Here is a 19,299-nt window from a genome sequence, read left to right as displayed (position 1 = left end):
ACTAACTCCACAGGGGGAGGTGTGGAGGGGAGGACCCATCCACGGAAAACCCGCTTCTCCGGCCTGCACCTGCCTTTCTCGGCCCTTCCCAAAGGACCTAGGCCGAGGCCAGGCAGGTCGAAGGCAGAAGAAGGGCTTTTTCCGGAGGGGCGGAGCCCCCCCGGGCTTCCCCACAGCAGAAGCAACGGCATTTCTCAGACACACTCTGAGACCGCAGAGGATGGGCTGGGCGGCCGACCGATCCGACCGCCCAGCCATCTATCGCGTCGAAGGTTACTTCACCGTCTCAGCCGTCACGAGCTGCAGGGGCACCGGGATGAAGTCGGGCACCTGCTCGCCGTTCAGGTACTTGACGGCGGTCTCCACGGCCAACCGGCCCATCTCCGCCGGCTGCTGGGCGATGGTCGCGGCCAGCGTGCCGTCCTTCACCGCCTGTACCGCGTCGTCGATGGCGTCGAAGCCGACGAAGATGATCTCATCGGCGCGACCTGCGGCCTGGGCCGCCTGGATGGCGCCGAGGATCATCTCATCGTTGTGGGCGAAGACGCCGTCGATCTCCGGCTGGGCCTGGAGGATGTTCTCGAAGACGGAGAGTCCCTCGGCCCGGTTGAAGTTCGCCGTCTGGCGCGCCACGATCTCGATATCGGGGCACTTCTCCTTCATGTAGTCATTGAAGCCCTTACCTCGATCGCGTGCGGCCGAGGTGCCGGGGATGCCCTCCAGCTCGACGACCTTGCCCTTGCCGTTCAGGGCGTTGCAGAGGAACTCTGCCGCCATGCGGCCGCCCGCCACATTGTCTGAGGCGATGTGGGACACGACCTCACCGCCGCTGGCCGAGCGGTCCACCGTCAGAACGGGGATGCCTGCCTCGTTAGCCTTCTGCACGCTGGGGACCACGGCGTCCGCATCGGTGGGGTTGATCAGCAGGGCGTCGACACCGCGCTGGATCAGGTCCTCCAGATTGGTGGCCTCCTTGGCCGGATCATCCTGGGCGTCCACCACGATGAGCTCCACGCCCAACTCATCGGCCGCCTTCTGAGCTCCCTCCTGCAGCGTGACGAAGAACGGGTTGTTCAGCGTGGAGAGGGAGAGCCCCAGCGTGATCTTTTCGGGCTTCGGCTGCTCGGCCGGCTTCTCCTGCGGTGCCGGTGCCGCTGTGGGCGGCGCACAAGCGACCAGGAGCCCTACGATAAGCGTTAGAGCGACCAGCGTAAATGACCATCGGCGATTCATGGTGCTACCTCCTTTTTCGATACTGGGTTTTTCATGTCAGGGCCATTCGGCCCGATGGCGTATCGACGGTCTCTGATTGAGTGAATCTTCCCGTGATCCTCCTTTCTGTGTGATCGCTCGTGGTATCAGCGGAACGCGCGATGCCACAGCAGCGCCAGGGCGATCACCACGCCCTGGACGACCTGTTGGTAAAACGAGGAGACGTTGAGGAGGTTCAGGCCGTTGTTCAGGACCTGGATGATCAGCACGCCGAGCAGCGTGCCCCCCAATCCTCCCTGCCCCCCGGCCAGGCTGGTGCCGCCCACGACCACCGCCGCGATGGCGTCGAATTCATAGCCGAGCCCTGCGGTTGGCTGTGCCGAGTTCAGGCGGGCGATCAGGATCATCCCGGCCAGGGCGGAGAGCCCACCGCTGATGATGTACACCAGGGATGTGTAGCGATTCACCGGGATGCCGGCGAAGCGGGCGGCGGTGGGATTATTCCCCAGCGCATAGATGTAGGCGCCAAGGGTGGTGCGGTTCAGGACGAAATAGCCTACGGCGAACGTCAGGATCATGAGCACGATGGGCATCGGGAGGGGGCCCAGGGAGCCGGTGCCCATGAAACGGAAGCCCTCCGGCAGCCCGGTGATGGGTTGACCCTGGGTATAGGTCAGGGCCAGGCCGCGGGCGATGGTCATGGTGCCCAGGGTGACGATGAAGGGGGGCACCCCGAAACGGGTGGTGAAGAGCCCGTTGACCAGCCCGAACCCGGATCCGATCGCCAGGCCCAGGAGGATGGCCAGGCCCGGATGACCGCCCTGCACCAGGAAATCGGCGACGATGACGTTGGCCAGGGCCAGCACGGCGCCGACGGACAGGTCGATGCCGGCCGTGAGGATGACATACGTCATCCCGACGGAGATGATGCCGTTGATGGCTGCCTGTCGGAGGATGTTCACCGTGTTGGAGACGGTGAGGAAGCGATCCGACAGCAGCGTCAGGACGAAGACCAGCAGGCCGAAGGATAGCACCAGCCCGAAGCGGCTCAAGAAGTCGTGCAGGCGCTGCTGCCACCCCCGTGAGGCCTGGGCCCCGGCTGTCGGTGAGTCGGTGGGCTGGGCCACTTCGGCCGCGAGTTGGGAGGATTTTCCGCCGTTGGTTGATGGCATCGTCTCACCTAAAATATCACACCAGCCTCTAGAATGATGTTCGCGTACGGGGTGAACTCTCCGGTTCGGATCACCGCGCGGGCGAGGCGCGTCTGGTCCTTAAAGACGACATGCGGCACCCGGCGGAGCGGGGTCGAACCCATCAGCGTCACCACCTGATCGTAGAGGATCGGGCTGATCTCCTCCATCTCCTCGGCGATGGTCGCCCCCTCAATCTGGACCTCCTTCAAGATCGCCTCGAGCACCGTGAGAAACGGTGGAACCCCCTCGATGAGGGCCAGGTCGATCCGGGTTGGTCCCTGTGGGATGGGCAGGCCCGCGTCGGCGATGACGATGGTGTCCGTGTGACCCAGTTCGGCGATGATGCGATTCAGTTCCGGGTGAAGCAGACCTCGCTTTTTCATCGATAGCCTCTCCATTGAGCTGGCGGCCTGGGCTGATAGGTGCGTAGCCTTGGCCGATATGCCTGGTGTCGGGGATATCTCCTCATGTGGACTGACGGACGACCAGCCAGGTCTCCAGGAGGTGCCGCTGAGGAGGGCGACTCCGGTTCGAGATGCGTTCAATGAGCATCTCCGCGGCCAGCCGACCGATCTCCTGACGCGGCTGGGCGACGGTCGTCAGGGGCGGATTGGTGTAGGAGGCCAGCGCGATGTCGTCGAAGCCGACGACGGCGATGTCTTCCGGGATCCTCAATCCCGCCTCGCTGATGGCGCAGATGGCGCCGATCGCCATCATGTCGTTGCAGGCGAAGACGCCCGTGGGTGGATCGGATAGCGCCAGGAGCTCACGCATGGCCCTGTACCCACTGGCGGCCTGGAAGTTCCCTCGGCGGATCAACTGCTCGTCGAAGGGAAGGCCGGCCTCCGTCAGGGCGTCCTGGTAGCCCCAGACCCGCTCCCAACTGGGCGTCACGTCGGAGGGGCCGGCGATGCAGGCGATGCGTGTGCGACCCCGCTGGATGAGATGTTCCGTGGCCTGTCGCCCCCCGGTTCGGTTGTCCGTGAGCACACGGTCGCATTGGACATCCTGTAGCTCTCGATCGATCACCACCACCGGGACGCGTCGGGTGAGGACGGCCTCCAGATGCTCCGCCCGGTCACCGGCCGCGACGAAGACGATCCCATCTACCCGCTTTTCCGTGAGCAGATCGATGTATCGTCGCTCCTTTTGAGGATCCTGATCTGAGTTGCAAAGGATCACGTTATAGCCCAGGTCGAAGCACACGTCTTCGATCCCCCGGGCCACCTCGGCGAAGAAGGGGTTGGAGTTGTCCGGGATAATCATGCCGAGGGTGTGGGTGCGCTTACGGCGCAGGCTGCGCGCAACCGCATTGGGCTGGTAGTTCAGGGCTTCGACGGCCTCCCACACCCGGGCTACAAGTTCCGGGCTGACGTAGCGCGTCTCGTTCAGGACGTGGGATACGGTGGTGACGGAGACGCCAGCGCGTTTCGCAACGTCTTTGATGGTCGCCATGAGTGGGGAACTCCGGGTTTCTCTCGGGAAGCAATCGATTGCGCAAACGTTTTTATCATTATAAGCGAAAGGGGGAAAAGGGTCAAATGGAATCAGGCGCCGTTCACATGGGGGAAGACCGTCCGCTATCTGGAGGTTGGAGTTTTGAAAAGCCCGGTCACCCGCGTGGGAATAGTTGACATAGTAGTATGGTTCATGTAAGATAAATTCGGGATATTCATGGAGAGAGGGCTTGGGGATGGTCGGGATGGCGATGATGTGGGTGAGTATCGGTTTCCTCCGCGCCGTCTTCCCCGATGTGGCCACGCGTCGACGTAACCGTTGTGGGATCGAAAAGCGCCCTGGCCTCGCGCTCAGATGTGTCGAGCGCGAGGTTCTGAGGAGAACGATGGACCGTCCGTTGCCCTCCTCGCCGTGAAGGGAAGTGGCGGAACGCCTTTACCTCTGCGTGGGTTGGTCGGCGTGAGCGCGTGTGAGGGGATATGCCGTTACAGCAGGAGACCCGTTGGGTGGCTCGTTTGAGGCGGCTGCAGTGGATCGGGCCGATCACCCTGGGCTTGCTCGTCATCGCTTACCAATTCATCAGTCGGGCGTTGGGCGGGCGTCCGACCAGCCTGGCGTGGTTCCTGGCGGAGACGCTGGCCTTCGGCGTGGTCGGGCCGGCCATCGCCTGGTGGTTGTTGCGACGCCTGCGCCGGGATTTGGATCTGCGTACCCAGGCGGAGCGGCGCCTGTCCGAGCTGTATGAACGGGTCCACTTCCTGGCCACGGTCGCGAACGACTCCGCGGATGCCATCGTCGGGTTGGACGCTCAAGACATCATCCGGAGTTGGAACCGGGGGGCGCAGGCCATTTTCGGCTACACGCCGGAGGAGGTGTTGGGACAGCCGTTCACCATCCTCCTTCCCCCCACGGACGAGGCCGCGGAGGAGTGGGATCAGGTCCGATCGGCCGTCGATCAGGAGGGGTACATCCGCAATTATGAGACGGTGCGGGTGGCGAAGGATGGCCGGCATATCCACGTCGACTTGACGTATACGCTGGTTCGGGACACCGACGGCCGGGTGATCGGCAGCTCCGCCGTGATGCGGGATATCAGCCGGCGCCGTGCCATGCAACGTCAGCTTCAGCGGCGCAACCGCGAGCTGATGGCGCTGTACGCCGTCTCGGCGGCCATCAATCAGGCGTTCGACGTCGATGAGGCCCTGAAGCGGGCGCTGGACCGATTGCTGGAGGTGCTGGACCTGGACGGGGGCCGGGTGTACCTGTGGGACGCGGATAAGGAGGAGATGGTCCTGCGGGTCTCGCATGGCATGGTGGCCGAACGTCCGGTGTTGGAGCGCGTCGTCAAGCCGGGGGAGTGCCTGTGTGGCCTGGCCGTCGTCCGGGATGAGACGATGGTCGTGGACAACCTGCAGGATGACCCCCGGGTGAGCCGCTCGAACTGCCAGATGCTGGGATTCCAGTCCTGTGCCTCCGTGCCGTTGCGGGGGACGGACCAGTTGATCGGGGTGATGCACCTGGGGGCGGTGAAGCCGGGCGCGCTGCGGCCTGACGATTTCACCATGTTGAGCTCCCTGGGCAGGCAGATGGGGGTGGCCCTGGAGAACATGCGGCTGCGGGAGGAGGCGCGTCGTGCCGCCGCCCTTTCGACGCTCATCCAGGAGATGCATCATCGCATCAAGAACAACCTGCAGACGGTGGCGGATTTGCTTTCCCTGGAGATGTCGCAGAGCGCCAGCCCTGACGCCCGGCAGAGCCTGCGTGATAGCATCACTCGCATCAAATCCATCGCCGCGGTGCACCAGCTCCTTTCCCTGGAGCAGCTGCGGCTGACGGATATCACCGAGCTGGCGCGCCAGGTGTGCGAGATCTCCATCCAGCACCTGGTACATCCCGGACAGCGCATTACCGCCGAGGTGCGCGGCCCCAGCATCTATCTGCCCTCGAAGCAGGCCACGGCGCTGGCGTTGGTCATGAACGAGCTGATCAGCAACGCCCTGGAGCACGCGTTCGTGGGGTTGGACCGGGGCGCTCTCTTGGTGGAGCTGGCGCAGGACGGGAACGAGGTGCGTGTGACCATCCGAGACGATGGCCATGGGCTGTCGCCCGGCTTTGATGTGCAGCACAGCAAGGGGCTGGGGTTGCAGATCGCCCACACGCTGGTGGAGAAGGACCTGAACGGCATGTTGCGTTTTGGAAGCGCGAATGGACGTGGAACAGAGGTGCAGTTGGTGTTCTACAAATGATGGGTGAAGACGGACACGCGGTTGAGCCATTGCGCATACTGATCGCCGACGACGAGAGCATTCGCGTGCTCAGTCTGCGAGTGCAATTGCAGAACCTGGGCTATCAGGTCGTCGGGGAGGCGGCCAACGGCCGCGAGGCGGTGGAGCTGGCGCGCCGTCTACAGCCGGACTTGGTCATCATGGACATCAAGATGCCGGTGATGGATGGGATTGAGGCGGCGGAGGTCATCACGCGGGAGAGGCCCATTCCCATCATCCTGCTCACCGCTTATAGCGAGGCGGAGCTGGCCCAGCGTGCGGCCGAGACGAACATCTCCGCCTATCTCATGAAGCCGGTGTCGGAGGATGACCTGCTGCCGGCGATCACGCTGGCCATGACGCGTTTCCGTCAGTTCCAGGCGCTGCGCCAGGAGGTGGAGAGCCTGCGCGAGGCGCTGGAGGCGCGCAAACTGGTCGAGCGGGCCAAAGGGATCCTGATGCGCCGTTTGAACCTGACGGAGGAGGAGGCGTTTCGGCGCATGCAGCGTCGTAGCCAGGATCTGAATAAAAAGCTCAGCGAGGTGGCAGAGGCGATCATCCTAGCCGACAAGATGATGTAACGGGATGGCGAAAGGGCATCGGAGCCTAGGTCAGGGTCCGGAGGAGGACGCTGGCTCCGGTGCCCTTTGTCTGTCATCCCGGGTCGGGTTGGGGCCTTCCGAATCGGAGAGGAGGCCGAGAGGGTATCCTTTGGGCGCGCTGAGAGCGTGTCTGAGAATTGCCGTTGCTTCTGCTGTGGGGCCCCCTCCGGAAAAAGTCCTTCTTCTGCCTTCGACCTGCCCGGCCTCGGCCTGGGGCCTTCGGGAAGGGCCGAGAAAGGCAGGTGCAGGCCGGAAAAGCGGGTTTTCCGTGGAGGGGGGGCCTCCACACCTCCCCCTGTGGAGCTGATCGTTGAGGGAGACCCTCAGACACCTCGCTGGTAAATTTTCAGGCACACGCTTAAGCCGCCGATCTGGGAGGTGAAGCCCCGGGTGGGGGGCGTTGAGCGAAAGCGTCCGATAACCGGTCAGCCGATCATGGATGGAGAGGACTCATGTCTTGGGAAGAGAAGGACGGCACTGGAGAGCGCTTTGGCACGCGGGCCGTGCAGGCTGGCGAGCCACGCGGGAATCCCTACAGCAGCGTGACGACTCCGATCGTTCAGACGTCGGCCTACACCTTCCCTGATTCCGAGGCGTTGGAACGATTCATGGAAGAGCGCATGTTCTGGGACAAGCCTCAGGGGCAGGAGTATGGCCGATATGGCAATCCCACCGTGCGCGCCGCAGAGGCCAAGCTGGCCGCTCTGGAGGAGGGGGAGGACGCGATCCTCGTCTCCTCCGGCATGGCAGCCATCACCACGGCGTTGCTGATCCTGTTGCGACCGGGGGATCATCTGATCGTCACGGCGGATGCCTATCGGCGCACGCGAGCGTTTTGTCGCCTGTATCTCCGACGTTGGGGGGTGCAGGTGACCGTGGTCCCCTCGGGAGACTACCAGGCGATCGAGGAGGCCATCCGGCCGGAGACCCGGTACATCTTCTCCGAAACCCCCACCAATCCGTTCCTACGGGTGCTGGACCTGGAGCGCGTGGTCTCCCTGGCCCGCGCCCATGGAGTGGGCACGATCATCGACAGCACCATCGCCACCCCCTACAATCTGAGGCCGCTGAGCTATGGAGCGGATCTGGTCATCCACAGCGTGACCAAGTACCTGGCCGGGCACAACGACCTGTTGGCCGGGGTGGTCATAGGGCGCGACGGGTTGACCGTGCCGCTGCGGGAGGCACAGGCCATGTTCGGGGCCGTTGTGGATCCGACGGTGGCTTACCTGATCCTGCGTGGGCTCAAGACCCTGGAGCTGCGGATCGAGCGTCAGAACACGAGCGCCATGGCCATCGCCCGGTTCCTGGAGGAGCACCCGCGGGTGCGCCGGGTCTGGTATCCGGGGCTGGAGTCGCACCCGGATCATCCCATCGCCGCGCGCCAGATGCGCGGCTTTAGCGGCCTCATCTCGTTCGAGATCGATGGCAGCGCCGAGGACGCCCGGCGTTTCGTGGACGCGCTGCGCATCCCCCGTATCGCCCCCAGCTTCGGCGGCGTGGAGAGCCTGGTGGAGCAGCCCGCGCTGATGAGCTACTACGAGATGGCCCCCGAGGACCGGGAGGCGTTGGGCATCACCGACCAGCTGGTGCGTCTTTCCGTGGGCGTCGAGGCGCTGGATGATCTGCTGGCGGATCTGGAGCAGGCGCTCTCCCGGATCGGTTAGCCCCTTTTGAGTGGGGCGCTTTTTCCCTCCACAGGCGGCCGCACCTGAAAGGGGAGGTGCGGAGGGGAAGCCCCTCCGCAGGAAAACGCTTTTTCTCGCCTTTTCCCTGCCCGGTTGGGGCTTTGGCCGGTGGCCTCCGGCCCCACGGGGCAGGTGAGGGGCTGAAAATAGATTTCTTCGGGGGGGCGGTAGCCCCTCCGAGCCACCCCAGAGATACGGGGCCACGCTTCCGTATCGCTTACCTTGATACCAATGGGGCAACGCACGCGTTGCCCCGTTCGCATTCCTCTCGATCGTGGAAAGAGTATCCTCGCGTCTTCCCGGCCTCCGGAGCGGAGAGCCTTTCCCCATAGTCGCGCCGCGACGCTGCCGATATGAGTTGTTCCATTTGTTAATATCAATATTTTCGTTTATAATGTTCGGCGAGAGGGTGCCGCCTGGAAAGGAGTACGTATATGGCATTAGGATGTGCCAGACCAACAGGAGCTTTTGTCACCGGTCAACCGAGGAAGACGGAAGAAGAGACCACGTCTTCGAGCAAGGAGGGAATCAAGATGCAAGCGCGTATAGGTAGGCCAGCTCCCGATTTCGAGGCGCCAGCCTATTATCAGGGCGAGTTCACCACGGTGAAGCTCTCCGATCATTTGGGCAAGTGGGTTCTGCTTTGCTTCTATCCAGGCGATTTCACATTCGTCTGAGCGACGGAATTGGCGGCAGTTGCCGCCCGGCATAAGGAGTTGGAAGAACTCGGCGTGCAAGTCATCTCTGTCAGTGTGGACAGTGTTTACGTGCATAAGGTATGGGAAGAGCAAGAGCTTTCTTTGATGGTGGATGGCGGCATCCCCTGGCCGATGGCCTCGGATACGGGGGGCACCGTCGGAGAGGTCTATGGCGTGTACGATGAAGAACTTGGCGTGGAGATGCGTGGGCGGTTCTTGATCGATCCCGATGGCGTGATCCAGGCGATTGAGATCCTGACCCCGGCTGTGGGGCGTAACCTGGACGAGACGATCCGCCAGATCAAGGCTTTCCAGCTTGTGCGTGAGACAGAGGGAACGGAAGCCACGCCTGCGGGATGGAAGCCTGGCGCGGCGACCCTCAAGCCAGGGCCGGACCTGGTAGGCAAGGTCTGGAAGGAATGGAAGCCCGAGACGTGAATCTAGGGTGACCGTCTGGTGGACCCTCTCACGGGGCGACGCGGCAAGCGTCGCCCCGTTTTCGTTTCACCCCGCCATCCTCCTCGACGGAGTGTAGATTCTGCCCCTTGCGCGCGGGGCGGAGGGTGCGCCCTTTCGTTCCCTGCTCGCGCCGTCGGATACCTCCCGCAGGAACGCGAGCACCAACTGGTTGAACACGTCGGGTTGGTCCACGGGCGTCGCGTGTCGGGAGCGCGGGATGACCTCAAGGCGGGCGCCGCGGATGCCCGCGGCCAGCTGCCGTGGCGGTTCCGGCCCGATGGTGTCGTCCTGGGCACCGGCCACCACCAGGGTCGGGCAGCGGATCTCGGATAGCCGGTGGCGCGCGTCGAAGCGCAGCACGGCCCACAAGGCCGCCAGGTAGGCGCGAGGGCGGACCTGTCCCAGGCGGGCGACCGCCTCCTGGCGGAGCCAGACCTGGTGAGGCTCCGGGAACAGGCCCTGAGCGATCACCCGGGCCATCGCCTGAGGGCCGTGGAGGAGGAGCGCGACGAGGCGCTGGAGGCCGCGCAGAAGGCGCCGGCCACGCGGCCGGATTCGGGCGCCGGTGTTCACCAACACCAGGCTCCGCACGTAGTCGGGGTGGTCCAACGCCAGGCTCAGGGCGACGAGGCCTCCCATGGAGAGCCCCACGACATGTGCGGGCGAGGCCTCCAGCTGATCGAGGAGCCGGGCGACATCGGCGGCCATGTTCTCAACGGTCAGAGAGAGCGCTGGGCCGTCCCATCCCGTGCGGCCGTGCCCACGCAGATCCGGGGTGATGACCCGGTAATACGGCGAGAAGTCGGATCTCTGCAGATACCAGTCCTCCCCGCTGGATCCCAACCCGTGCAGGAGCACCAGCGGGGGACCCTGTCCTGTCGTCTCATACCAGAGTCGCACATCCCCTAACTCTGCCCATGTCATCGTATCGCCTCCGCCTATTCCACTGTGGCAAACCAGAGATGATAAGGCCACTGCGACGATGGCGTGGTCTGCACGCAGAACCGGACGTTATCGATGTAGAAATCGGTGGGCAGATCGTCCGTCCCGTTGTCCCCGTAGAAGGACAGGCGTACCCGGCCGGCCTGACGCAACACGGCCAGGTCGCTGGTGGTCAGCATGTAGAGGTATTGATCCCATGGCAGCCCATCGGCCACGGTGTCTGCGGCGTTCCCCGTGCGCAGCAGTGAGATCAGGGATCCCCCCGCGGCATCTCGGAATTCCACCCGCAGGTGGTCTCGCGAGGGGTCCTTGGGATCCGGGCCGATGCGAAAGTCTCGGTTGTCGATGCGGAAGGCGAACGCCAGGGTGGCCGCTGTGATCGTGAACGGCACGCGCACCTCCTGCCACGCCACGCCGCTCGCCCCGCTCACGCCCGCCAGGTGGAGGGCCTGCGTCCCGGTGTATGCCACGCTCGCCCGGATGTCGGCCTCGCCCTCCAGGTGCCACACGGCTGACGGCGAGGTCTCAAAGCTCCCCTCCTGCAATAGATCCTCGCAGCCCGCGGGCCAGATCGGCTCCGGCGTGGGCCTCGGCTCCGGTGTGGGCAGCGGATCCGGCGGCGCAGGGACGGCGGCCAGGGCCCGTCCTGCGTTGATGCGACCGTGGCCGTAGTATGGATCCCAGCCCGGGTCTCCCAGGTCGTCGGCGGTGGACTCGATGATCGAGCGTACCTGGGCGTTGCTCAGCGTGGGATTGCGGGAGAGGATCAGCGCGGCCAGCCCTGAGACGTGCGGCGTGGCCATAGAGGTGCCGCTCATATAGTTGTACTGCCCGCCTCGATACGTCGACATGATCGACAGCCCGGGCGCGCTGACCGAGACGAACGGCCCGTAGCTGGAGAATCCGGCCCGTCGATCGGTTCCGTCCGTGGCGGCGACGCCGATGACGTGCTCATGTGCCGCGGGGTAGTGCCACGCTCCGTTGCCGTAGTTGCCGGCCGCGCCTACCAGGATCACCCCACGCTGCCAGGCATACTCCACGGCGGCCTCCTCCCCCCGAGAGTACGAGAGCGCCCCCAGGCTCATATTAATGATGTCCGCCCCGTTGTCGGTGGCGTACACGATGGCCTGGATCAGATCGGCGTAAGTGCCGATGCCGCCGCCGAATACGTCCACCGGCATGATGGTAGCCCCGCCGGCCATGCCGGCGATCCCCACCGCGTTGTTGATCCGGGCGGCGGCGATGCCGGATACGTGGGTCCCGTGCCCATAATCGTCGGATGGATCGTTGTCCTCATCGGCGAAGTCCCATCCGTGCACATCATCCACGAATCCATTGCCGTCATCGTCCAGCCCGTTGTCCGGCACCTCGCCGGGATTGGTCCAGATGCTCTCTTTCAGATCCGGATGGGTCATGTCCACGCCGGTGTCCAGCACGGCGATGATCACGTCGGATCGTCCGGTCGTCACGTCCCAGGCATCCTCCACCTTGAGCCGGCCCAGATAGGCCACCTGATGCGAGGAATACAGGGGATCGTTGGGGGTGAAGTCGAGGCGGAACAGGTAGTTGGGCTCGGCCCAGTCCACACGAGGGTCGGATCGCAGACGGGACAGCGCGAGGGCAAGCCGCGACTCGGGCACTCGCAGCCGGGCGATCCCCAGGGCGTCGATTCGCTCCATCACGTCGGCGTCCAGATCGGCGGCCAGAGCCGTGACCTGGGCCTCCGGTGATGCCCGGAGGGGGACATTCCGTAGCCCGACCAGCAGCTCTCCTGGGGCATGGGGGAGCCGGAGATCGGGCAGGTCCCCGTTGGAGGCCCGGGAGGGGGAAGCCCCCGCCGTCAGCAGCCCGAACAGCATCAACCAGGCGATGAGCATACCAAGGGGTTTCATGTGGGAACGCCTTCCGCAACCGTGTGTCGAACGGATTACGTCATGGAATCCCGACGCTGTATGAGATCCTGTGCCAGCGCGGCCGCCAGGGCCGCCTGATAGACCTCCCGCACGGGGACCCCGGCCTTTCGGGCGGCTCGCAGGCAATCGTCGTGCTCCGGGGATGCCTTCCACCGGCCCGAGGCGAACTCCGCCAGCTTCACCCGGATCTCCCCGAAAGGTGTCTGCACCACCTCCATCCGCCGTGGCAGTGGCCAGCGCTCGACAACCGCCTCCCGGATGCCCAGGGTGGTCGTCTCAGCGAAGATCCGGGCGCGCAGTCGGGAGGCGTCCTCCGGCCGGGCCAGGACGGACAGTAGCGTCCCCGGCCTGCCCTTCTTCATCTGGATAGGCGTCAGCCAGACGTCCAAAGCTCCTTCCTCCAGGAGCGTCTGGATCAGCGGCCCGAACCACTCCGGGTTCATGTCGTCGAGGTTGGCCTCCAGCTCCCGCAGATGTTCCGCCTGGAACGCTACCGGGCGCGTCTCCGCCTCGCCCAGCATGAGACGGAGCAGGTTCGGCGCCTCCGGGAACGTCTTCTGCCCCGCGCCGTAGGCCACCCGTTCCAGTTGCATGTCCGGGCAGGGCCCGAACGCGTCGGCCAGCGTGGTCAGTAGCGCCGCCCCCGTCGGCGTGAGCGTCTCCCCCTCGATGTCCACCCCGCGCACCGGCACCCCCTCCAGCAGCGCCAGCGTGCCCGGGGCGGGCAGTGGCAGTGGGCCGTGCGACCCGCGCCCCAGGCCATGGGACAGGGGCAGCGGCGAGCACACCACCTGCTTCACCCCCAGGGCGTGGAGGCCGGCGACGCTTCCCACGATGTCCGCGATGGCATCCAGCGCGCCCACCTCATGGAAATGCACCTCTTCCACGGGGGTCCCGTGCGCGCGTGACTCCGCCTCGGCCAGTCGCTGAAAGACGGCCAGAGCCCGTTCGCGAATCGCGGGGTCCAGATCGGCCGCCTCCAGGATCCCGGCGATGTCTGACAGCCCCCGGTGGTGGTGGGATTCCGCCGTGCGCACGACGACCTGAGTGCCGCGCAGGCTGTGGTGTGTGGCGGGGCGGGCCTCGATGTGGACTGGCTCCGGCAGGTGCAGCCGCTCCACAACGTCCTGAAGAAACGCCAAAGGGAGCCCTGCATCCACCAGGGCTCCCAGGATCATATCGCCGCTGGCTCCCACGAAGACATCGAAGTAGGCGATGCGCATGCTCAATTTCCTCCCGACGCGATCCGATAGGCCAACACCCCCGCTCCGAAGCCGTTGTCGATGTTCACGACGGCTACGCCGGGCGCGCAGGAGTTCAGCATGGCCAGCAGGGCGGCCAGACCGCCGAAGCTGGCCCCGTAGCCCACGCTGGTGGGCACGGCGATGACCGGACAGGAGACCAGGCCGCCGACCACGCTGGGCAGCGCTCCCTCCATCCCGGCCACCACGACGATCACCCGGGCGCTCAGGAGTTGATCCCGAGCGGCCAGCAATCGGTGCAAGCCGGATACGCCCACATCGTGTACCCGCTCCACGCGAGCGCCCAGAAACCAGGCCGTCAGCGCCGCCTCCTCGGCGACCGGGAGATCGGACGTGCCCGCGCTGACGATGAGGGCGAGCCCGGCGTCCTCGTCCGGCTGGCGCAACGGCCCGCCCACGGTGATGACGCGGGACAGGGGATGATATTGGGCGGCGGGCACGAGCGCCTGTGTGGCCTCGAACGCCTCGCGGCTGGCCCGGGTGGCCAGGGCCGCCCCCGCTCCCTCCGCGATGCGGCGCATGATGCTGGCCACCTGCTCCGGCGTCTTCCCCTCGGCGAACACGACCTCGGGCATGCCCTGCCGCAGGCTGCGCGCGTGGTCCACGCGGGCGAATCCCAGATCATCTGTGGGCCAGCCTGCCAACAGATCGGCCGCCTTTTCCAGGCTGATCTCCCCGGCGCGCACGCGCTCCAACAGCTCGTAGAGGCCGTCACGGCTGTGGAGGCCGGCGGCCTTCCCATCGGTGTCCAACGCGTGGCTCATCTTCCGTTCTTTTTCATCGACTCGTTCATGCTTCCCGAGCGGAACCCGATCAGGTCGGCCGTGACGTACGTGTACCCGATGCGCTTCAGCTCTCGGCCGATCTCCTCCCCCAGCTCGATCAGGCGCGGCAGATCCGGGCGCTCCACCTCGATGCGGGCGAGATCGCCGTGATGGCGGACCCGCAGCTGGCGAAAGCCCAGGCTGCGCAGGTACTGCTCGGCCTGCTCCACCTGGCTCAGGACCTCTCGCGTGATGCGCGTGCCGTACGGCAGCCGGGAGCTGAGGCAGGCCATGGCCGGCTTGTTCCAGTTGGGCAGGCCCAGCTCGCGGGCCAGCGCTCGCACATGAGCCTTCGTCAGCCCCGCCTCGCGCAGGGGGCTGCGCACGTTGTGCTCGCGGGCGGCCTCCTCGCCCGGCCGATAGTCCCCCACGTCGTCCAGGTTGGCGCCGTTGAGGATATACCGGTATCCCTCGCGCTCCGCCAGCTCCAGGAGCTCCTCGTACAGCTCCGTCTTACAGAAGTAGCAGCGGTTGAAGGGGTTGGCCGCGTAGTTCGGATCGCTCATCTCGTCGGTCTCCAACAGCCGATGGCGCGCGCCGATCAGCCGGGCGAGCTCGATGGCCTCCTCCAGCTCCGCCTGGGGCAGGCTGGGGGAGACCGCCGTCACTCCCAACGCGTTGTCGCCCAGACGATCATGGGCCACCTTCAGCACCAGCGTGCTGTCCACGCCGGCCGAGAACGCGACGATCACCCGTCCCATCTCGTCGATGATGCGCTCCAACTCCGCCCGCCGCTCATCCAGATCGGCCGGTCGGCTCATCTCGCCACTCATCACCCGCTCACTCACCAAGGAAGCTGTGTTCTGCATGAATTCCTCCGACTCTGCTGTCTCGTTTTCGTTCCAGGTCCCGCTACACCGATTCCGTTTCCTCCAAGCGATACGACGATGGTGCTGCCTCCTTCCCAACTTACCTCTCGATGCGGTGCTGCCCGGTCCTGTGCGCCAGGCGGATTCTATCATAATCGCTCATTTGTCTCAAACGATCCACCTCTGGGGGAGGAGATCCAGCGACCGCCAGGGCCTCTTTTGCTCCCGGGGGGAGCTGGTTATACCCGCTCCAGCCAGGCGGAGAGGATCGATTCCAGGGTGGGCTGCCCGATCTCCTGCAGCTCATAGCGGACCCGCTGCGTCGGATGATGGATACGGGCGACCCGGCTCAGGTCGATGGGGGTGGCCACGATCACCAGATCGCAGGGAACGCGCTCGATGGTGGCCTCCAGCTCGGCGATCTGCTCCCGGCCGTACCCCATGGCGGGCAGCACGGGGCCGGTCGTCGGGTACCGTTCATAAGTCTCCACGATGGAGCCCACCGCATAGGGTCTGGGATCGATGATCTCCGCCGCGCCGAATCGACGGGCGGCGAGGAAGCCGGCGCCATAGGCCATCTCCCCATGGGTCAGGGTCGGGCCATCCTCGATGACCAGCACGCGCTTGCCCTGGATCGCGGCCGGGTCCTCCACGAAGATCGGGGATGCCGCCTCCACGATCGTCGCCTCGGGGTTCACCTGCCGAACGTTTCGCCGCACCTGATCGATCCCCTCCGGGGCGGCTGTGTCGATCTTGTTGATGACGATCACATCCGCCATGCGGACATTGGTCTCGCCCGGGTAGTAGCGCACCTCATGGCCCGCGCGGTGGGGGTCCACGACCACGATGTGCAGGTCGGGCCGGAAGAACGGAAGGTCGTTGTTCCCGCCGTCCCACACGACGATGTCGGCCTCTTGCTCCGCCTCTCGCAGGATGCGGGCGTAGTCCACGCCGGCGTAGACGACGATCCCCCGGTCCAGGTGGGGCTCGTACTCCTCCCGCTCCTCGATGGTGCACTGGTAACGGTCCAGATCCTCGTATGTGGCGAATCGCTGGCACGCCTGCGCGGCCAGGTCGCCATAGGGCATGGGGTGGCGCACGACCACAACGCTCCGGCCGTGGGCGCGCAGGATCTCGCATACGCGACGCGTCGTCTGGGACTTCCCGCTGCCTGTGCGGGCGGCGCAAACGGCCACCACCGGCTTTTGGGCCGGGAGCATCGTCGCATCTGGCCCCATGAGCCGGAAGTCGGCCCCCATCGCCAGCGCCTCCGATGCCCGATGCATCACGTACTCATGGGAGACGTCGCTGTAGGCGAAGACGACCTGATGCACGTCCAGATCCCGGATCAGGCGCTCCAGCTCGTCCTCGGGGTAGATCGGGATGCCCTGTGGGTAGAGCGCCCCCGCCAGCTCGGGAGGATAGCGTCGCCCCTCGATGTTCGGGATCTGCGCGGCCGTAAAGGCGACCACGCGATAGCGTGGATTGTCCCGGAAGTAGACGTTGAAGTTGTGGAAGTCGCGGCCCGCCGCGCCCATGATCAACACATGAATGGGATGTTCAGGCGCCTTTGCCATGGGAACCTCCTTGTCGTAATGTCTGCGTTATGGGATCAGAGCCAGCACGCGGGCAGGGCTGCCCGTCCCTCCCACCCAGGGCAGGGCGCCGATGACCACCCACGCGCCGAGCGGGGGAAGCCCCGTGAGCCGGGTCAGGTTCTCCAGGTGGATGTGTCGCCCTCGCAGCAGGCGGCGGTTGCTCTGCAGGCCCGCGTCGCGCCCGGGGTCGATCCCGGGCGTGTCGATCCCCAGACCGCGCACGTGACGCTCCTCGACGAGCCAGGTGACCGTCTGCGGCGCGAAGCCGGGGAAATGCATGACGCCCTGGTCGTCTGCGTTCAGGTACGCCGTGGGATCCGGCCAGCGGGCGTCCCAGCCCGTCGCCATGAGGACGAGGGAGTCGGGAGGCACGCGGCCGTGTCGCGTCTCCCAGGCGCGCACATCCTCCACGGAGAGGGTGAAATCGGGGTCAGAGAGAACCTGCTCGCGCACATCCAGGACCGCGGCCGGGGCGATCAGGTCCTCCGGCTCCAGCTGATCCACCGTGATCCCGCCGGGCTGTAGGTGCGCGGCCGTGCCCACGTGAGTCCCGGTGTGCTCGCCGATGTGGATCTCACGCAGCGCGTATCCGTGCCCGGCGATGGTCGCCAGAGTGGTAAAGGCCGGGCGAGGGTCGCCCGGCCAGACGGGTATCTCAGGAGATATGGGATGGCTGAGATCTACAACGTGACGCCACCACTTCAATGGCTCGTCTGTCCTCCTGTTTCCGCCTCGTCGCTGGTGAACCCGGGGCGAGGCTTGTAGCTGAAGCGCGCCAGGATGATGCCGAACTCATACAGCAGCAGCAGCGGGGCCATCACCAGCATCATGTTGAAGGGATCCGGCGTGGGGGTGATGACGGCTGCCAGGATGGCGATCACCACGATGGCGTATCGCCGTCCCTTGCGCAGGCCATCTGGGCTCACGAACCCCAGCCGGGCCAGAAAGGCGATGACCAGCGGCGTCTCGAACGCGCCACCGATGGCCAGCGTGAAGTTGGTGACGAAGGCGATGTAATACTCGACGGAATAATTGGGCTTGATGATGTCGCTGAGGAACGTCTGCAGGTAGCCGAGCGTGAAGGGCAGAATGACGAACGCGCCAAAGCCCACGCCCAGGGCGAAGAGCAACGTGGCCGCCGGGATGATGCGCAGCAGCGCCCGCTTCTCCTCCTTGGTGAGGCCGGGCATGATGAACGCCATGAACTGGTAGAAGATCACCGGCATGGCGATCACGGTGCCCAGGATCAGGGCGACCTTGAAGAAGACGATGATGTTCTCTGCGGGCTTCAGCGATTGGATGGTTCCCTGCTGCCCGAGTGGAGAGACCAGCAGCTCCAGGAATCGGCGGGCGAAGAAGACGCCGACGAACATCCCTCCGATCAGCGCTAGACCGGCCTTGACGATGCGCTCGCGCAGCTCCATCAAATGTTCAAGGACGGTCATCTGGAGTTCGTCATTAGCGGACATGGACTACTCCGTCACCTCAGAAGAAGTCGGTTCTACTGCTTCCTGCGGCTCCTCCGCGGAAGCCTGTTCGAAGGAGGCGTCCTCCCCCTTCGACGCGTCAGGCCCGGTCGAGGAAACCTCCTCCTCCTGGGGCGGGGTCACGGGGTGTTCCTCGGTCGGCGTCGCTTCCTCCTCTGCCTCGGGTGCGTCCTCCGCCGAAGCTACGTGACCGGCGGGTTCGGCGCCCTCGTCCCTCGCCTCTTCGGCCGGTTCCCCTTCGGCTTCGGCGGGGGGAGCGGATTCGGCAATGGGCTCATCCTGAGGGAGGGCTTCGGCGGGCTGTTCGGGCTCGTCCGGAGCGGATGTCGCCTCCTCCGCTTGCTCTCCCTCCCCGGTCGGCGTCTCCCCTGCATCGGCCGACGGCGCCTCCTCCTCGACGGCCGCCTCGGCCGGCGCGGATGGCTCCGTCGGCTCCTCGGATGGGGCCGCCTGGGCGGGCTCCTCGGCCGACGCGGCGGTGCCCTCCTCTTCCTCCGGGGATGTTGTCTGAGGCTCCTCTTCGGTGGGCTCCTTCTCGGTGGCCAGGGATTGGGCGGCTACCTTCTCCGCCTCACTGGCTGACGCGGAGGTCTCCTCAGGGGCCTCTTTCGACTCCTCTTGCGTCTCCTTCGCCTCCTGGCCGTTGCGCTTGTTCTGAGTCTGAGGGGCCAGGGTCAATTCGTCGCGCAGTTCCTGGAATGGGGCCAGCTCCTCTTGGAACTCGGCCGTGAACTCCGCCGACATGCGACGCAGCTCACCGGCCACACGCCCGATCTGGCGCATCACTTCGGGTAGCTTTTCGGGCCCGATGAAGATCAGGGCCAGAACCGCCACCAGGATCAATTCCCAAGGTCCAACGCCGAATATATTCATCTTATCCCATTTCCCTC

At 65.4% G+C, this 19,299-nt stretch carries 17 protein-coding genes; 4 read left to right on the top strand and 13 right to left on the bottom strand.

What is annotated here, in order from left to right:
- Window positions 1–273 precede the first annotated feature (273 nt).
- The 4 genes from rbsB to GXP39_07310 form a co-directional block, all read right to left on the bottom strand.
- Entirely contained in the window at window positions 274–1,233 is a 960-nt protein-coding gene (gene rbsB / locus GXP39_07325; GenBank protein ID NOZ27849.1) for a ribose ABC transporter substrate-binding protein RbsB, read from the bottom strand.
- A 125-nt stretch (window positions 1,234–1,358) separates the two neighbouring features.
- On the bottom strand, window positions 1,359–2,384 hold the full coding sequence (locus GXP39_07320) for an ABC transporter permease (protein NOZ27848.1): 1,026 nt from the start codon (window positions 2,382–2,384) through the stop codon (window positions 1,359–1,361).
- Between the two features lie 8 nt (window positions 2,385–2,392).
- Window positions 2,393–2,788 (bottom strand): D-ribose pyranase, encoded by a 396-nt coding sequence (gene rbsD / locus GXP39_07315; GenBank protein ID NOZ27847.1) that lies wholly within the window; start codon window positions 2,786–2,788, stop codon window positions 2,393–2,395.
- An 82-nt stretch (window positions 2,789–2,870) separates the two neighbouring features.
- Window positions 2,871–3,860 (bottom strand): LacI family transcriptional regulator, encoded by a 990-nt coding sequence (locus GXP39_07310; GenBank protein NOZ27846.1) that lies wholly within the window; start codon window positions 3,858–3,860, stop codon window positions 2,871–2,873.
- Between the two features lie 509 nt (window positions 3,861–4,369).
- Between GXP39_07310 and GXP39_07305 the strand changes: the two genes are divergently transcribed.
- The 4 genes from GXP39_07305 to GXP39_07290 all read left to right on the top strand — a co-directional run bounded on the left by GXP39_07305 (window position 4,370) and on the right by GXP39_07290 (window position 9,553).
- Complete coding sequence (locus tag GXP39_07305) at window positions 4,370–6,109, top strand: MEKHLA domain-containing protein (protein ID NOZ27845.1); 1,740 nt, start codon at window positions 4,370–4,372, stop codon at window positions 6,107–6,109.
- A complete protein-coding gene (locus GXP39_07300) occupies window positions 6,109–6,708 on the top strand; it encodes a response regulator (protein ID NOZ27844.1) in 600 nt (199 codons plus the stop codon). Before GXP39_07305 ends, GXP39_07300 begins: the two co-directional genes overlap by 1 nt.
- 473 nt (window positions 6,709–7,181) lie before the next feature.
- Window positions 7,182–8,396 (top strand): aminotransferase class I/II-fold pyridoxal phosphate-dependent enzyme, encoded by a 1,215-nt coding sequence (locus GXP39_07295; protein NOZ27843.1) that lies wholly within the window; start codon window positions 7,182–7,184, stop codon window positions 8,394–8,396.
- 455 nt (window positions 8,397–8,851) lie between these two features.
- On the top strand, window positions 8,852–9,553 hold the full coding sequence (locus tag GXP39_07290; protein NOZ27842.1) for a peroxiredoxin: 702 nt from the start codon (window positions 8,852–8,854) through the stop codon (window positions 9,551–9,553).
- Window positions 9,554–9,619: 66 nt separating this feature from the next.
- On the opposite strand, the gene GXP39_07285 is transcribed toward GXP39_07290, so the two are convergent.
- The 9 genes from GXP39_07285 to tatB all read right to left on the bottom strand — a co-directional run bounded on the left by GXP39_07285 (window position 9,620) and on the right by tatB (window position 19,282).
- Window positions 9,620–10,498 carry an alpha/beta fold hydrolase gene (locus GXP39_07285; GenBank protein NOZ27841.1) on the bottom strand — a complete coding sequence of 293 codons (879 nt, stop codon included), beginning with the start codon at window positions 10,496–10,498 and terminating at the stop codon, window positions 9,620–9,622.
- A 14-nt stretch (window positions 10,499–10,512) separates the two neighbouring features.
- A complete protein-coding gene (locus GXP39_07280) occupies window positions 10,513–12,408 on the bottom strand; it encodes a S8 family serine peptidase (GenBank protein NOZ27840.1) in 1,896 nt (631 codons plus the stop codon).
- A 35-nt stretch (window positions 12,409–12,443) separates the two neighbouring features.
- The gene (larC, locus tag GXP39_07275; GenBank protein ID NOZ27839.1) at window positions 12,444–13,652 is read right to left on the bottom strand and encodes a nickel pincer cofactor biosynthesis protein LarC; all 1,209 of its coding nucleotides are present in this window, start codon (window positions 13,650–13,652) and stop codon (window positions 12,444–12,446) included.
- Between the two features lie 2 nt (window positions 13,653–13,654).
- Window positions 13,655–14,455 (bottom strand): nickel pincer cofactor biosynthesis protein LarB, encoded by an 801-nt coding sequence (larB, locus tag GXP39_07270; GenBank protein NOZ27838.1) that lies wholly within the window; start codon window positions 14,453–14,455, stop codon window positions 13,655–13,657.
- Window positions 14,452–15,276 (bottom strand): ATP-dependent sacrificial sulfur transferase LarE, encoded by an 825-nt coding sequence (gene larE, locus GXP39_07265; protein ID NOZ27837.1) that lies wholly within the window; start codon window positions 15,274–15,276, stop codon window positions 14,452–14,454. The genes larB and larE overlap by 4 nt, the downstream gene beginning before the upstream one ends.
- 287 nt (window positions 15,277–15,563) lie before the next feature.
- Window positions 15,564–16,901, bottom strand: coding sequence for a GTPase (locus GXP39_07260; protein NOZ27836.1), 1,338 nt, complete (start codon window positions 16,899–16,901; stop codon window positions 15,564–15,566).
- 27 nt (window positions 16,902–16,928) lie between these two features.
- Window positions 16,929–17,627 carry a cyclase family protein gene (locus GXP39_07255; GenBank protein NOZ27835.1) on the bottom strand — a complete coding sequence of 233 codons (699 nt, stop codon included), beginning with the start codon at window positions 17,625–17,627 and terminating at the stop codon, window positions 16,929–16,931.
- Window positions 17,624–18,391: a twin-arginine translocase subunit TatC gene (gene tatC / locus GXP39_07250; GenBank protein ID NOZ27834.1), complete on the bottom strand. Its 768-nt coding sequence runs from the start codon at window positions 18,389–18,391 to the stop codon at window positions 17,624–17,626. The genes GXP39_07255 and tatC overlap by 4 nt, the downstream gene beginning before the upstream one ends.
- 3 nt (window positions 18,392–18,394) lie before the next feature.
- Complete coding sequence (gene tatB / locus GXP39_07245) at window positions 18,395–19,282, bottom strand: twin-arginine translocase subunit TatB (protein ID NOZ27833.1); 888 nt, start codon at window positions 19,280–19,282, stop codon at window positions 18,395–18,397.
- Between the last annotated feature and the right edge of the window lie 17 nt (window positions 19,283–19,299).

It is taken from the genome of Chloroflexota bacterium, assembly GCA_013152435.1.
Taxonomy (GTDB): Bacteria; Chloroflexota; Anaerolineae; order DUEN01; family DUEN01; genus DUEN01.
Note: the sequence above shows the minus strand (reverse complement) of the source record. Positions and strands in the feature narration are given on the sequence as shown.